The organism is Actinophytocola gossypii (assembly GCF_025165815.1).
GTDB classification, from domain to species: domain Bacteria; phylum Actinomycetota; class Actinomycetes; order Mycobacteriales; family Pseudonocardiaceae; genus Actinophytocola; species Actinophytocola gossypii.
This window is the reverse complement of record NZ_JAFFZE010000014.1, coordinates 401,236-416,245: the sequence shown is the minus strand read 5'-3', so window position 1 is coordinate 416,245 and position 15,010 is coordinate 401,236. Positions and strand designations below refer to the sequence as shown.

General features: G+C 72.4%; 14 protein-coding genes. 11 read left to right on the top strand and 3 right to left on the bottom strand.

Annotation, left to right across the window (positions count from 1 at the left end; all coding sequences use genetic code 11):
* Positions 1-2 precede the first annotated feature (2 nt).
* Positions 3-683, bottom strand: coding sequence for a thioredoxin-like domain-containing protein (locus JT362_RS18510; RefSeq protein WP_260192541.1), 681 nt, complete (start codon positions 681-683; stop codon positions 3-5).
* A gap of 61 nt (positions 684-744) precedes the next feature.
* On the opposite strand from JT362_RS18510, the gene argS reads away from it, so the two are divergent.
* From argS to prmC, 9 genes are all read left to right on the top strand, one after another.
* The gene (gene argS, locus JT362_RS18505) at positions 745-2,409 is read left to right on the top strand and encodes an arginine--tRNA ligase (RefSeq protein ID WP_260192540.1); all 1,665 of its coding nucleotides are present in this window, start codon (positions 745-747) and stop codon (positions 2,407-2,409) included.
* Positions 2,410-2,415: 6 nt separating this feature from the next.
* Positions 2,416-3,852, top strand: coding sequence for a diaminopimelate decarboxylase (lysA, locus tag JT362_RS18500; protein ID WP_260192539.1), 1,437 nt, complete (start codon positions 2,416-2,418; stop codon positions 3,850-3,852).
* Complete coding sequence (locus tag JT362_RS18495; RefSeq protein ID WP_260192538.1) at positions 3,849-5,135, top strand: homoserine dehydrogenase; 1,287 nt, start codon at positions 3,849-3,851, stop codon at positions 5,133-5,135. Before lysA ends, JT362_RS18495 begins: the two co-directional genes overlap by 4 nt.
* The gene (gene thrC, locus JT362_RS18490) at positions 5,132-6,208 is read left to right on the top strand and encodes a threonine synthase (protein ID WP_260192537.1); all 1,077 of its coding nucleotides are present in this window, start codon (positions 5,132-5,134) and stop codon (positions 6,206-6,208) included. Before JT362_RS18495 ends, thrC begins: the two co-directional genes overlap by 4 nt.
* A complete protein-coding gene (gene thrB, locus JT362_RS18485) occupies positions 6,205-7,104 on the top strand; it encodes a homoserine kinase (protein WP_260192536.1) in 900 nt (299 codons plus the stop codon). The genes thrC and thrB overlap by 4 nt, the downstream gene beginning before the upstream one ends.
* A gap of 384 nt (positions 7,105-7,488) precedes the next feature.
* Positions 7,489-9,549, top strand: a complete 2,061-nt coding sequence (rho, locus tag JT362_RS18480) for a transcription termination factor Rho (RefSeq protein WP_260192535.1) — start codon at positions 7,489-7,491, stop codon at positions 9,547-9,549.
* A 143-nt stretch (positions 9,550-9,692) separates the two neighbouring features.
* On the top strand, positions 9,693-9,911 hold the full coding sequence (gene rpmE, locus JT362_RS18475) for a 50S ribosomal protein L31 (RefSeq protein ID WP_260192534.1): 219 nt from the start codon (positions 9,693-9,695) through the stop codon (positions 9,909-9,911).
* Positions 9,912-9,991: 80 nt separating this feature from the next.
* A complete protein-coding gene (prfA, locus tag JT362_RS18470) occupies positions 9,992-11,065 on the top strand; it encodes a peptide chain release factor 1 (protein WP_260192532.1) in 1,074 nt (357 codons plus the stop codon).
* A 29-nt stretch (positions 11,066-11,094) separates the two neighbouring features.
* Positions 11,095-11,961 (top strand): peptide chain release factor N(5)-glutamine methyltransferase, encoded by an 867-nt coding sequence (gene prmC / locus JT362_RS18465; protein ID WP_260192531.1) that lies wholly within the window; start codon positions 11,095-11,097, stop codon positions 11,959-11,961.
* On the opposite strand, the gene JT362_RS18460 is transcribed toward prmC, so the two are convergent.
* Positions 11,950-12,591, bottom strand: coding sequence for a serine/threonine kinase C-terminal domain-containing protein (locus tag JT362_RS18460; protein ID WP_260192530.1), 642 nt, complete (start codon positions 12,589-12,591; stop codon positions 11,950-11,952). The two genes, prmC and JT362_RS18460, sit on opposite strands and share 12 nt — an antisense overlap.
* Positions 12,592-12,648: 57 nt before the next feature.
* On the opposite strand from JT362_RS18460, the gene JT362_RS18455 reads away from it, so the two are divergent.
* Positions 12,649-13,470: a hypothetical protein gene (locus JT362_RS18455; protein WP_260192528.1), complete on the top strand. Its 822-nt coding sequence runs from the start codon at positions 12,649-12,651 to the stop codon at positions 13,468-13,470.
* 87 nt (positions 13,471-13,557) lie between these two features.
* Positions 13,558-14,208, top strand: coding sequence for an L-threonylcarbamoyladenylate synthase (locus tag JT362_RS18450; protein WP_260192527.1), 651 nt, complete (start codon positions 13,558-13,560; stop codon positions 14,206-14,208).
* Here the strand turns inward: JT362_RS18450 and ppk2 are convergent.
* A complete protein-coding gene (gene ppk2, locus JT362_RS18445) occupies positions 14,205-14,987 on the bottom strand; it encodes a polyphosphate kinase 2 (protein WP_260192526.1) in 783 nt (260 codons plus the stop codon). The genes JT362_RS18450 and ppk2 overlap by 4 nt on opposite strands.
* Positions 14,988-15,010 lie beyond the last annotated feature (23 nt).

The window sequence follows — 15,010 nt, the reverse complement described above, 5'->3', positions numbered from 1 at the left end:
GTTCAGTCGCCCGTCACGGGCATCGCGTCCGGGCCTGGCTCGCTCGGGTCGAACGGCGGCGGGTCGGTCGGGTCGAACGCGCGCGGGTCGATGTCGCACGGCGCGCCGGGCTCCGGGGTGGTGTACGGGTTCGCGCGCAGGGCCTGGATGAACTGGTCGACGCGCTCGTCGTCGGCGCGCTCCAGCTTGAGCTGGTGGCCCCAGGACTGCAGCGAGACCGGGGTGTCCATCTCCGGGTAGGGCGACATCAGCAGGTACGGCTGGCCGTCGACCCGCTCGGCCAGCGCGGTCACTTCGGCCTCGTCGAGCACCTCCGGGTCGTAGGCGATCCACACCGCGCCGTGCTCGAGCGCGTGCACCATGTGCTCGGTGCGTACCGCGCGGTCGTACACCACGCCGTTGCAGCTGGCCCAGACCTCGTCGTGCGCGCCGCCGAGCGGCGGGTGCCGGTCGTAGGCCACCCGCTGGCCGGGGTCGGCGTGCATGCCGCCCGGGTAGTCGACGGTCTCCACGCCCTCGATGCGCTCGGACGGGTCCTGGTCGTCCTCGTTCGGCGCGTACGGCCCGGCCGGCGGCGCGGACGTCTCCGCGCCCTCCTCGCCCTCGGCGTTTCCGCCGTCGTCCGTGCCGCAGCCGGCCAACAGGACGAGCCCGGCGGCCAGGGTGGCGAGTGTGCGTGGCATGTTGATGGCGATCGTCCTCCCGGTCCTGGCCCCCCGGGCAAGGCTACCTAGACTTCCGCAGGTGACTCCCGCCGCTCTTGCCGACCTCGTCCGCGCCGTCGCCGTGGACGTGCTGACCAGCCGAGACCTCGATCACGCCGCGCTGCCGCCGACCGTGGTGATCGAGCGTCCGCGCAACCCGGAGCACGGGGACTACGCGACGAACCTCGCGCTGCAGGTGGCCAAGAAGCTCGGCGTGCCGCCGCGTGACCTGGCCGGCTGGCTCGCCGAGGGCATCGCCGGACGCGACGGGGTGGCCTCGGCCGAGATCGCCGGGCCAGGGTTCATCAACCTCCGGCTCGCGGCGGACGCGCAGGGCGAGATCGTCCGGCAGGTGCTCGCCGCCGGCGCGGACTACGGCCGGGGCGACGCGCTCACCGGCACGAGGATCAACCTGGAGTTCGTCTCCGCCAACCCCACCGGACCGCTGCACCTCGGCGGTACCCGCTGGGCCGCGGCCGGCGACGCGCTGGGCCGGGTGCTGTCCGCGCAGGGCGGCGAGGTGGTCCGCGAGTACTACTTCAACGACGCCGGTGCGCAGATCGACCGGTTCGTCCGCTCGCTGATCGCCTCCGCCAAGGGCGAGCCACCGCCCGAGGACGGCTACGCGGGCGCCTACCTGTCCGACGTCGCCGCCGCGGTGCTGCGCGCCGAGCCGAACGCGCTGGCGCTGCCGGACGCCGAGTGCCGGGAGACGTTCCGCCGGATCGGCGTCGGGCTGATGTTCGACGAGATCAAGCGGAGCCTGCACGAGTTCGGCACCGACTTCGACGTCTACTTCCACGAGGACTCCCTGCACAGCTCCGGCCAGGTCACCGAGGTCGTCGAGGCGCTCAAGGAGCACGGCCACCTGTACGAGGCCGACGGCGCGTGGTGGCTGCGGTCCAAGGAGTACGGCGACGACAAGGACCGGGTGGTCGTCAAGTCCGACGGCGCCCCGGCCTACATCGCCGGCGACATCGCCTACTTCCGGGACAAGCGGCGCCGCGGGTTCGACCTGTGCATCTACATGCTCGGCGCGGACCACCACGGCTACATCGCCCGGCTCAAGGCCGCGGCCGCCGCGCTGGACGACGACCCGGCCACCGTCGAGGTGCTCATCGGCCAGCTGGTGAACCTGGTGTCCGACGGCAAGCCGGTGCGGATGAGCAAGCGCGCCGGCACCGTCGTGACGATGGACGACCTGGTCGACGCGGTCGGCGTGGACGCGGCGCGGTACGCGCTGATCCGGTCGTCGGTGGACGCCACCCTGGACATCGACCTGGACCTGTGGAGCAGGCGCAGCAACGACAACCCGGTGTTCTACGTGCAGTACGCGCACGCCCGGCTGGCGTCGCTGGCCCGCAACGCCGAGGACCTCGGCGTCAAGGTGCCGGACAGCGCGTCCGACGTGGACCTGTCGCTGCTGACCCACCAGCGGGAGGGCGAGCTGATCCGCACGATCGGCGACTTCCCGAAGGTCGTCTCGACCGCCGCCGCGCTGCGTGAACCGCACCGCGTCGCGCGGTACCTGGAAGAACTGGCGAGCGCGTACCACAAGTTCTACGACGCCTGCCGGATCCTGCCGCAGGGCGACGAGGAGGCGACGCCGCTCACCACGGCCAGGCTCGCCCTCTGCGCCGCCGCGCGCCAGCTGCTCGCGAACGGTCTCGGCCTGCTGGGCGTGACCGCACCGGAACGGATGTAGGAAACAGTGAGAGCACACCCGGCCGGGCCCCGGCACGCCGACGTCCTGCCGCCAGGCCACGCCGCCATCCCGCGACCGTCCACGAGTGACGAACTGGACGAGCTGCTGCCCGCCGTCTGGCCACGCAACGCCGGGCGCGCCGACGACGGCTCGGTGCGGATCGCCGGCGTCGACGTGCGCGACCTCGCGGCCGAGTACGGCACCCCGCTGTTCGTCGTCGACGAGGCCGACTTCCGCGCGCGCTGCGCCGAGCACGCCCGCGCGTTCGGCGACCCGGCGCTCGTGCACTACGCGTCGAAGGCGTTCCTGTCCGTGCAGGTCGCCAAGTGGGTGGCCGAGGAGGGCCTCTCGCTGGACGTGTGCAGCGGTGGTGAACTGGCGATCGCGCTGCGCGCCGGGTTCCCGCCGGAGCGGATCGCGTTGCACGGCAACAACAAGTCCGCCGCCGAGCTGGCCGAGGGCGTGGCCGCCGGGGTGGGCGCGGTGGTGCTCGACTCGTTCTTCGAGATCGCCCGGCTGGACCGGATCGCCCGTGACCACGGCGTCGTGCAGCCGGTGCTGGTGCGGGTCACGGTCGGGGTCGAGGCGCACACCCACGAGTACATCGCGACCGCGCACGAGGACCAGAAGTTCGGCTTCTCGCTGGCCGGCGGGGACGCCGCCGAGGCGGTACGCCGGGTGCTCGGCTCGCCCGGGCTGCGGCTGGTCGGCCTGCACAGCCACATCGGCTCGCAGATCTTCGACGCCAACGCCTTCGAGCTGTCCGCGCACCGGGTCATCGGACTGCTCGCCGAGCTGCGTGACGAACACGGCGCGAACGCGCTCGCCGATGTGTCCACAGTGGATCTCGGTGGTGGGCTCGGCATCGCCTACACCGCGCTGGACGACCCGCCGCCGCCCGGCTGGCTCGCCGAGCAGCTGCGCACGATCGTGGCCAAGGAGTGCGAGCAGTACGAGCTGCCGGTGCCCAAGGTCGCCGTGGAACCGGGCCGCGCGATCGTCGGGCCGGGCACGGTGACGCTGTACGAGGTCGGCACCACCAAGGACGTCGCGCTCGGGCACGGCACCGCTCGCCGGTACGTCAGCGTGGACGGCGGGATGAGCGACAACATCCGCACCGCCCTGTACGACGCCGAGTACGACTGCCGCCTGGTGTCCCGGTTCTCCGACGAGGGCATGCGCGGCGGCGAGCCGGTGCTGTCCAGGGTGGTCGGCAAGCACTGCGAGTCCGGCGACGTGGTGGTGCGGGACTGCTGGCTGCCGGAGAACCTCGCGCCGGGCGACCTGATCGCGGTCGCCGCCACCGGCGCGTACTGCTACGCCATGGCGTCGAGCTACAACCGGCTGCCGCGCCCCGCCGTGGTCGCGGTCCGCGACGGCGAGGCCAGGCTGCTGCTGCGCCGGGAGACCGTGGACGACCTGCTCCGGCTGGAGGTCTCATGAGTGTCAAGGTGGCCATGCTCGGCTGCGGAACCGTTGGCGGGCAAGTGGTCCGGCTGCTCACCGAGCAGTCGGGCGACCTCGCCGCGCGGATCGGCGACGACGTCGAGCTGACCGGGGTCGCGGTCCGCAGGCCGAACCGGCACCCGGACGTGCCGGCGCACCTCATCACCACCGACGCCGCCGCGCTCGTCGAGTCCGATGTGGACGTCGTAGTCGAGGTGATCGGCGGCATCGAGCCGGCCCGTGCCCTGCTCGTCCAGGCCCTGCGGGCCGGCAAGTCCGTGGTCACCGCGAACAAGGCGCTGCTCGCCGAGCACGCGGCGGAACTGTTCGCCGCCGCCGAGTCCTCCGGCGCCGACCTGTACTTCGAGGCGGCCGTGGCGGGCGCGATCCCGCTGCTGCGCCCGCTGCGCGAGTCGCTCGCCGGTGACCGGATCACCCGGGTGATGGGGATCGTCAACGGCACGACCAACTACATCCTGTCCGAAATGGACTCCTCGGGCGCCGGCTACGCGGAGACGCTCGACGAGGCGTCCCGGCTCGGCTACGCGGAGGCCGACCCGACGGCCGACGTGGACGGCTACGACGCCGCGTCCAAGGCCGCCATCCTCGCCTCGATCGCCTTCCACACCAGGGTGACCGCGGCCCAGGTGTACCGCGAGGGCATCTCCTCGGTCACTCCGGCCGACGTCGCCGCGGCCCGCGCGCTCGGCCGCACGATCAAGCTCCTCGCCATCTGCGAACGGGTCGACAGCGAGGGCGCCGAGGCCGTCGCGGTGCGCGTGCACCCGGCGATGATCCCGCGCACCCACCCGCTCGCCGGCGTCGGCGGCGCGTTCAACGCCGTGTTCGTCGAGGCCGACGCGGCCGGCTCGCTGATGTTCTACGGCCAGGGCGCAGGCGGCGCGCCGACCGCGAGCGCGGTGCTCGGCGACCTGGTCGCGGTGGCCCGCAACCGGGTGGTCGGCGGGCGCGGGCCGGGGGAGTCCTCCTACGCCGCGCTGCCGGTGCGGCCGATCTCCCGGGTGGACACCCGCTACCACATCAGCCTCGACGTGGCCGACCGCGCGGGCGTGCTGTCCTCGGTGGCGTCGGTGTTCGCCGAGCACGACGTGAGCATCGCCGCGGTGCGCCAGCAGGGCCGCACCGACGACGCGAGCCTGGTGATCGTGACGCACTCGGCCCCGGACGAGGCCCTGCGTTCCACAGTGGACAAGATCGCCGGCCTGCCGGTGGTGCACGACGTGGTCAGTGTGATGCGGGTCGAAGGCGAGGAACAATGACAGCGGCCTCCACGACACGGCCGGCCTGGCCCGGGATCATCCAGGCCTACGCCGACCGGATCAGCCTGCCCGACGGCGCCAGGGTGGTCACCCTGCAGGAGGGCGGCACGCCCCTGCTCGAGGCGCCACACCTGGCCGAGCTGACCGGGTGCCGGGTGTACCTCAAGATCGAGGGCGCGAACCCGACCGGCTCGTTCAAGGACCGCGGCATGACCGTGGCGATGACCCACGCCCTGGCCACCGGCGCCACCGGGGTCATCTGCGCGTCCACCGGCAACACCTCGGCGTCCGCCGCCGCCTACGCCGCCCGTGCCGGCCTGACCTGTGCCGTGCTGGTGCCGCGCGGCAAGATCGCGCTGGGCAAGCTCGCCCAGGCCGTCGCCTACGGCGCCCGGATCCTGCAGATCGACGGCAACTTCGACGACTGCCTGGAGCTGGCCCGCAAGACCGCGGCCGAGTACCCGATCGAGCTGGTGAACTCGGTCAACCCGATCCGTCTGGTCGGCCAGCAGACCGCCGCCTGGGAGATCTGCGACGCGCTCGGCCGCGCCCCGGACGTGCACCTGCTGCCGGTCGGCAACGCGGGCAACATCACCGCGTACTGGAAGGGCTACACGGTCTACGCCGCCGACGGAGTGGTGGACGCCACACCGCGGCTGTTCGGCTTCCAGGCCGAGGGCGCCGCGCCGCTGGTCCACGGCGAGCCGGTACGCGACCCGGACACCATCGCCACCGCGATCCGGGTCGGCAACCCGGCGTCCTGGGCCGGCGCGATCGCGGCCAGGGACGCCTCGAACGGCCTGATCGACATGCTCCCCGACGAGCGGATCCTGGACGCCTACCACCTGCTGGCCAGCCGCGAGGGCGTGTTCGTGGAGCCCGCGTCCGCCACCAGCGTGGCCGGTCTGCTGCTGACCGCGTCGGACGGGCGCCTGCCGGCCGGCTCGACCGTGGTCTGCACGGTCACCGGCCACGGCCTCAAGGACCCGGACACCGCACTGGCCACCATGGCCCCCGTGGAACCGGTCCCGGTCGAGCCGGGGGCGGTGGCGTCGGCCCTGGAGCTGGTGTGAGGGCGGTCCGGGTCACCGTCCCCGCGTCGGCCGCCAACCTCGGGTCCGGGTTCGACGCGCTGGGGCTCGCGCTCGCCCGGTACGACGTGGTCGAGGTGCGGGCCACCGGCACCGGGGTCACCGGAACCGTCACCGGTGAGGGCGCCGACCTCGTCGTCGACGAGAAGCACCTGGTCGTCCGCGCCCTGCGGGCCGCCGCCGACCGGCTCGGTCTCGACCTGCCCGGCGTGGAGCTGACCTGCGTCAACGCGATCCCGCACGCGCGTGGGCTCGGGTCATCGGCCGCCGCGATCGTGGCCGGGATCGCCGCCGGGTACGCGCTCGCCGACCGTCCGCTGGACGACGACACCCGTGCCGACGCCCTCGACCTGGCCGCGTCGTTCGAGGGACACGCCGACAACGTGGCCGCCAGTCTCTCCGGCGGGCTCGCCCTGGCCTGGGTCGAGGACGACTCGACGTACCGTGCCGTCCGGCTCGAGCCGCACGCCGGGCTGCGGCCGGTCGTCCTGGTACCCGAGGAGCACTCCGCCACCTCGCTGACCAGGGGCCTGCTGCCGGCGACCGTGCCGCACGCCGACGCCGCGTTCGCCGCCGGCCGGTGCGCGCTCGCGGTGCACGCGCTGACCGCCCGGCCCGACCTGCTGCTGGCCGCCACCGCCGACCGGCTGCACCAGGACTACCGGGAGTCGGCCTGGCCGAACACCATGCGAGTAGTGCGTGAACTTCGCGCGAACGGTGTTCCCGCAACGGTTTCCGGTGCCGGACCGACCGTGCTCGCGCTGCCGCCGGACGGGGCGCTGCCGGCCGGTGTGGACACCGGGGGGTTCGCCGCGCTCGACCTGCCGATCGACCGGCACGGGGTCCGCGCCGAGCGGATCGGAACAAATTCCAGGTAGGGGGCGTTGAATCGGTCAGCCACGCCGGCACCCCGGTTGTTGCACCCGGATGCGGGGCGGTCTACCCTCAGGGACGTCAGTCACCGCGCGTACGGGCGCCCGGTGTCGTTCCCGGGGAAATCATTTCCGGGTCGCATCATCCGTTCCTGACGCCGGCTCGGCCTTCCGAGGTCGGAGTCGACGCTGGCGGATACCGAAAGCCGTGGTGGCCGAGAGACAGCTCCGCGTTGACGATCATCGTCCGCAATGGCGAAACGCCAGGTGGCCATGGCCGTGACGGAGGTCAATCAACCGGGGAATACGCCGTCTCGAGTTCGTCGGACGGCGGTCCGCTGGTACACGGGTCCTCCTGTGGAGGCGGGGACCTGGTCAGGAAGGACATGAGTGAGCAACACTGATCTGCTGGGCAGCGAAACAGCCAACGGCGCGCAGGACGCGTCCGGGACTGTCGCCGACGCGGCCGAGGCGCCGCGCACCAGCGCAAACGGGGGCACGACCAAGCGGCGCGCCGGCCTGTCGGGCATGGTGCTCGCCGAGTTGCGGGAACTCGCCGGCCAGCTGGGCATCACCGGCACGACCGGGATGCGCAAGGGCGACCTGATCGCCGCGATCAAGGAGCGGCAGAGCGCGGGCTCGTCCGCACCGGCCAAATCGGCATCGCCGGCGCCGGCCGAGACCCTTCCGCTCGGTGTGGGGGACAAGACCGAGCCCGCGAGCGAGCCGAAGACCGAAGGGAAGACCGAGGTCAAGGCGGAGTCCAAGACGGAGCCCAAGACCGAAGGCCGGGCGTCGAAGGCCAAGCCGGAGCAGAAGGCCGACCAAGCCGCCGCGCCGACCAGGACCGACACCCCGCCCGCCGAGGGCGAGGACGGCGAGCGCCGCGAGGGCGGCAGCCGCCGGCGCCGTGGCTCCGGCCGCGCCGCCGGCAGCCCCGACACCGACCAGCGCTCCGGCGACGACCGAGGCGACAAGTCGGACAAGCGGGACGACCGGAGCGACAACCGTTCCGAGAACCGCTCGGAGAACCGCTCCGACAAGGGCGACCGCTCCGACAACCGCGACAACCGGGACGGCCGCGACAAGGGCGACCGGCAGGGCCGGGACCGCGACCGGGACAGGGACCGCGACCGCAACGACGGCCGGGGTCGCGACCGCAACCAGAACCGCAACCGGGACAACGGCCCGGACGACGATGACGACGACGAGGGCGGCCGGCGCCGCGGCCGTCGGTTCCGCGACCGCCGCCGCCGCGGTGGCGGCCGGGGCGAGGGCGGCGGCGGTGCCGACACCGAGGTCCGCGAGGACGATGTCCTGCTGCCGGTGGCCGGCGTGCTGGACGTGCTCGACAACTACGCGTTCGTGCGCACCTCCGGCTACCTGTCCGGCCCCAACGACGTCTACGTCTCCCTCTCGCTGGTCCGCAAGTACGGCCTGCGCCGGGGTGACGCGATCACCGGCATGGTGCGCCAGCCCCGCGAGGGCGAGCAGCAGCGGCAGAAGTTCAACCCGCTGGTGCGCGTCGAGACCATCAACGGGTTCGAGCCGGACCAGGCCAAGAACCGGCCCGAGTTCACCAAGCTGACGCCGCTGTACCCGAACGAGCGGCTGCGCCTGGAGACCGAGCCGCACCTGCTCACCACCCGCGTCATCGACCTGGTGATGCCGGTCGGCAAGGGCCAGCGCGCGCTCATCGTGTCGCCGCCCAAGGCCGGCAAGACCTCGGTGCTGCAGTCGATCGCCAACGCGATCACCACCAACAACCCCGAGTGCTACCTGATGGTCGTGCTCGTGGACGAGCGGCCGGAAGAGGTCACCGACATGCAGCGGTCGGTGAAGGGCGAGGTCATCGCCTCCACCTTCGACCGCCCGCCGGGTGACCACACCACCGTCGCCGAGCTGTCCATCGAGCGGGCCAAGCGCCTCGTCGAGATGGGCCACGACGTGGTCGTGCTGCTCGACTCGATCACCCGCCTCGGCCGCGCCTACAACCTGGCCGCGCCCGCGTCCGGCCGGATCCTGTCCGGTGGTGTCGACTCGACCGCGCTGTTCCCGCCGAAGCGGTTCCTCGGCGCGGCCCGCAACATCGAGGACGGCGGCTCGCTGACCATCTTCGCCACCGCGCTGGTGGAGACCGGGTCCGCCGGTGACACGGTGATCTTCGAGGAGTTCAAGGGCACCGGCAACGCCGAGCTCAAGCTCGACCGCAAGATCGCCGACAAGCGCACCTTCCCCGCGGTGGACGTGGACGCGTCCGGCACCCGCAAGGAGGAGCTGCTGCTCTCGCCGGACGAGCTCGCGATCACCGTGAAGCTGCGCCGGGTGCTGCACGCGCTGGACACCCAGCAGGCCATCGACCTGCTGCTCACCCAGCTGCGCAAGACCCGCACCAACATCGAGTTCCTGATGCAGGTGGCGAAGAACACCCCGACCGTCAACGACGACTGACCAGCGGGGACGCCGGAATACGTCCTGGTAGGGGAGCGTTGAACCCCCTGCCAGGACATCTGGCAGACTGTTGGGTCGAGTCCGGCACCGGTTCACCCCTCGTCGCGAGGGGACCCGGCGGCCACCGAGAAAGGGCAAGATCTGTGAAGACCGGTATCCACCCCGAGTACGTCACGACCGAGGTCGTCTGCGGCTGCGGGAACACGTTCACCACGCGCAGCACCAAGCAGTCGGGCAGCATCCACGTCGAGGTCTGCTCCAACTGCCACCCGTTCTACACGGGCAAGCAGAAGATCCTCGACACCGGCGGCCGGGTCGCGCGCTTCGAGGCCCGCTACGGCAAGCGGCAGAAGAACAAGTAGCTTCCGCGACGGCGCCCACCCGCACATCCGGGTGGGCGCCGTTTTCGTGTCTCGACCCGTTCCCCGAAAGAAGGTCGCCCGTGGACTCGACATCGCTCAAGGAGCTGCTGGCCGAGTACGACGAGCTCGAGCAGGCGCTCGCCGATCCGTCGGTGCACGGCGACCAGAACCGGGCCCGCAAACTCGGCCGCCGCTACGCCGAGCTGACCCCGACGGTGAAGACGCTGCGCGAGCTGGAGTCCGCCCGCGAGGACCTCGCCACCGCGCGGGAGTTCGCCGGCGAGGACGAGTCGTTCGCCGCCGAGGCGTCCGCGCTGGCGGAGCGGATCCCCGCGCTGGAGGCCAGGCTCACCGAGCTGCTCCTGCCCCGCGATCCGCACGACGCCTCCGACCTGCTGCTGGAGATCAAGTCGGGGGAGGGCGGCGACGAGTCCGCCCTGTTCGCCGGCGACCTGCTGCGCATGTACCTGCGCTACGCCGAACGGCACGGCTGGCAGGCCGAGGTGCTCGACGGCACCGACACCGAGCTCGGCGGCTACAAGGACGTCACGGTCGCGATCAAGAGCCGCACGGCCACCGCCGACGGCGTGTGGTCGCGGCTGAAGTTCGAGGGCGGCGTGCACCGGGTGCAGCGGGTGCCGGCCACCGAGTCGCAGGGCCGCATCCACACCTCGGCGGCCGGCGTGCTGGTGTACCCGGACGTCGAGGACGTCGAGGTGGAGATCGACGAGAAGGACCTGCGGGTTGACGTGTTCCGGTCCTCCGGCAAGGGCGGGCAGAGCGTGAACACGACCGACTCGGCGGTACGGATCACCCACCTGCCGACCGGGATCGTGGTGTCCTGCCAGAACGAGCGCAGCCAGTTGCAGAACAGAACCCGCGCCATGCAGGTCCTGCGCGCCCGGCTGGTGGCGATGGCCGAGGAGGAGGCGGCGAAACAGGCCGCCGACAACCGCCGCAGCCAGGTCCGGACCGTCGACCGCTCGGAGCGGGTCCGCACGTACAACTTCCCGGAGAACCGGATCTCCGACCACCGGGTCAACTACAAGGCCTACAACCTCGACCAGGTGATGAACGGCGAGCTGGACGGCGTCCTGGACGCCCTGGCCGCCGCCGACCGCGAGGAACGCCTCGCCGCCCACCAAACCGGGTGAGAACCGTTCACCTGTGCGATCGTGAGCCAGTGAATCGACAGCCCCTCCGGCTGGCCGTGATGGAGGCCGAGCGCATCCTCGCCGGCGCCGGTGTGCCGTCGCCGCGCGTGGACGCCGAGCTGATCGCCGCGCACGTACTCGGCGTCGAGCGCGGCAAGCTCATGCTGGTGCCGCTGGTCGACCGGCAGGTGGTGGAGGCGATCGGGCAGCTGGTGACCCGGCGCGCCAAGCGGATCCCGCTGCAGCACCTGATCGGCTGGGCCGCGCTCGGCCCGGTCACCGTCGAGGTGGGCCCCGGCGTGTTCACCCCCCGGCCGGAGACCGAACTGCTGCTGGAGTGGGGCCTGGCCGAGCTGACCGGCGTGCCGAACCCCCTGATCGTCGACCTGTGCACCGGCTCCGGCGCGCTGGCCCTCGCGTTCGCCGCCGCCCGGCCGGACGCGACCGTGCACGCCGTCGAGCTCGACCAGCGGGCACTCGCCTGGGCCAGGCACAACGCCGACCGGCGCGCCGAGGCCGGCGACAGCCCGATCGTGCTGCACGCCGGCGACGTGTCCGACCCCGCGCTGCTCGCGGACCTGGACGGACGGGTCGACCTGCTGGTGTGCAACCCGCCCTACGTACCGGTCAGCACGGTCGTACCCCCCGAAGTTGGCGAGCACGACCCGTTCCAGGCCGTGTTCGCCGGCGCCGACGGCCTGTCGGTCATCCCGCACGTGGTCCGCTGCGCCGCCCGCCTGCTGGCCCCCGGCGGCCGGTTCGCCATGGAGCACGACGAGTCCCACGCCGACGCCGTGCTCGACCTGCTCACCACCCGCCGCGTCCTCACCGACGTCCAGGGCCACCCCGACCTCGCCGGCCGCCCCCGCTTCGCCACCGCCCGGTCACGGGCGTGAGTTGGCCACCATCTCGTCGTAGATGGGTTGCATGCGCTGCCACTGGGGCCGAGGGCCGGACGCGTAGATGAAGTACTCGATCCCGTCGACCTGCCAGAACAGGGCCCGCACCCGCTGCGGGCCACTGCCGTCGTCGTGCTCGTACTGCCACTCGACCGCGGGGTGGCCGGCGTAGTTCGCCCGGTTCAGCTCGATCCGCCGGTAGTCGTCGGTGCGCTCGGCGAACCGCGTCTCGTTCTCCGCGTGCACCGTGGCGATGTCCTCCGGCGACGCGGGCGCGCCGCCGTAGCCGACGAACCGGCCGCTGTCGGCCGGGTCGGTCGCGCGCATCGCACCCGGCGCGCCGCCCTTGGCGACCTGCCAGCCGACCGGAATGACGGTCCGCACCCGCTCCGGCCCGGTCACCCGCTGGTAACCGGCCGGCGGCGGCCTCGGCGTCCCGACGGTGCTCTCGGTACCCCGGTCCGCGATGTGCGTAGGTCCGTCCGCGGCCGGGACCCGCACTTTCTCCGGCTGTGGCGTGGACAGCAGGGCGGCACCGACGACCGCGCTCACCACGAGGTAGAGCGCGGCGCAGGACACCGCGAGCCACCTCGAGCTCAGCGACCGGAAGCTCGGCACCTTCTTCACCTCGACACCCCCCCGACACGGGTCTACCGAGAGTAACGTGCCGGCCGGGGTGATCCAATGCTTCGAGCGTGGCAGGACGTGATCGTCAAGTGGCGACTGGTGCCGAACGACCTCCCCGGGACCGTCCCGGAGGCCGTCCAGCACGCCGCTTCGGCGAGATCCGCGCTGCTCGACGGACAGCTGGACACCGCGTACGACGAGTTCAGCGCCGCGGCCCGACTGCGTGACGATCCACTGGATCAGGTGGGACTGGGTGATGTCCACCTGGCCCGCGGCCGGTGGCACCAGGCCGACGAGCACTACCGCCGCGCGCTGGCCGGTGGTGGGGCCGCCGCCCTGCTGGCCCGCCTCGGCCGCACCCAGGTCATGGTCGGCGAGGGCCACGCGGCCGGCGCGGTGGCCGACCTCGAGCACCTGGTCGCCGACCGGCCGGGCGACCCGACGCTGCGCTACTACCTGGCCAGCGCCTGGTACTCGGTGGCCGAGCAGTGCCGGGCCAGGACCGAGGACGACACCCTGGTGATCGCCAGCGAGCAGCAGCTGCTGATCTGCGAGCAGGCCGCCGAACGGATCCTCTCGCTCGACGTCGGCGACGACGAACTCGACCGCGGCGCCCAGCAGCTGCTCCGCGAGGTGGCGCTGGGCCGCCGGTGGACGTGGTCGCCGGAGGGCATCGCGGTGAGCCTCGCGGTGCTCACGGTGGCGCTCGGGCTGATCACCGTGGTGGCCGGCGGCCTGATGGGCAACCCGGTCCTGGTGGTCGTCGGCGCGGTCGTCGGGGCCGGCCTGGTGTTCGCGATCGTGTTCCGGTTCCGCCGCCAGACGTGGCGAAGGCACGCGCGCGAGATGGCCGGACGGATCACGAAGTCGGGCGTATAGGGTTCCGTCCGTGAGCGGAGCTTGCGGAGCGAACCAACAAGCACAGGGTGGCCGCGAGCGGCAGCACCGAGCCTGCGAGGGGCTGTCGTGAGTGTGGTGTACGACTGCTCCGCGGAGCAGGACCGGGCCGACGGCCTGGCCGCCGCGGCGAGCGCGGTGCGTGCTGGTCGCCTGGTGGTGGTCCCGACCGACACGGTCTACGGCATCGGCGCGGACGCGTTCTCCTCGTCGGCCGTGCGCGCCCTGCTGGCGGCGAAGAACCGCGGCCCCGACATGCCGGTCGGCGTGCTGGTCGGCTCGTGGACGACCATCGACGGACTGGTGCTGTCGGTGCCAAGGACCGCGCGCGAGCTGATCGAGGCGTTCTGGCCCGGCGACCTGTCGATCGTGCTGCCGCACGCGCCGTCGCTGGCCTGGGACCTCGGCAACAGCAACGGCACCGTGATGCTGCGCATGCCCCTGCACCCGGTGGCGATCGAGCTGCTGCGCGACGTCGGCCCGATGGCCGTGTCCAGCGCCAACACCTCCGGCAAGCCACCGGCCGCCACGGTCACCGAGGCCAAGGACCAGCTCGGCGACTCGGTCGCCGTCTACCTCGACGGCGGCCCGTCCGGCGAGCCGGTCCCGTCCACGATCGTGGACCTCAGCGGCGACAGCCCGGTGGTCCTGCGCGAGGGCGCGGTCCCCGTCGCGGCCGTCGAGGAGGTCATCGGCACCGAGGTCACCCGGCCCGCCTAGTACACCTCGGGGATCCACCGCTGCGACTCCAGCGGCGGCCGCTCGTAGCCAGGGTCGGCCTCCCCGCGCGGCGGCAGCTCCAGCGTGGACGGCTCGACGTCCTCGTACGGCACCCGGGACAACAGGTGGCTGATGCAGTTCAGCCGCGCCCGCTTCTTGCTGTCCGCGTCGACCACCCACCACGGGGAGTCGTCCACGTCCGTGTGGGCGAACATCACGTCCTTGGCCTTCGAGTAGTCGAACCAGCGCCGCCTGGCCTCCAGGTCCATCGGCGAGATCTTCCAGCGCTTCGTGCGATCCGCGATCCGGTCCTGGAACCGCCGCTCCTGCTCCTCGTCGGACACCGAGAACCAGTACTTCACCAGCACGATCCCCGACCGGATCAGCAGCCGCTCGAACACCGGCGCCGACTCCAGGAACTCCCGGTACTCCGCGTCGGTGCAGAACCCCATCACCCGCTCGACCCCGGCGCGGTTGTACCAGGACCGGTCGAACAGCACGATCTCCCCGGCCGCCGGCAGGTGCGCCACGTACCGCTGGAAGTACCACTGCGACTTCTCCCGCTCGGTCGGCGTGCCCAGCGCCGCGATCCGGCAGACGCGCGGGTTCAGCGGCTCCGCGATCCGCTTGATCACCCCGCCCTTGCCGGCCGCGTCCCGGCCCTCGAACAGCACCACCACCCGCAGTCCGCGCGCCCGCACCCAGTCCTGCAGCTTCACCAGCTCCAGCTGCAGTCGGGCCAACTCCGCCCGGTACTCGGACTTCTTCAGCTTGGTCACCACGAAACCGTAGCCCCGCCGGG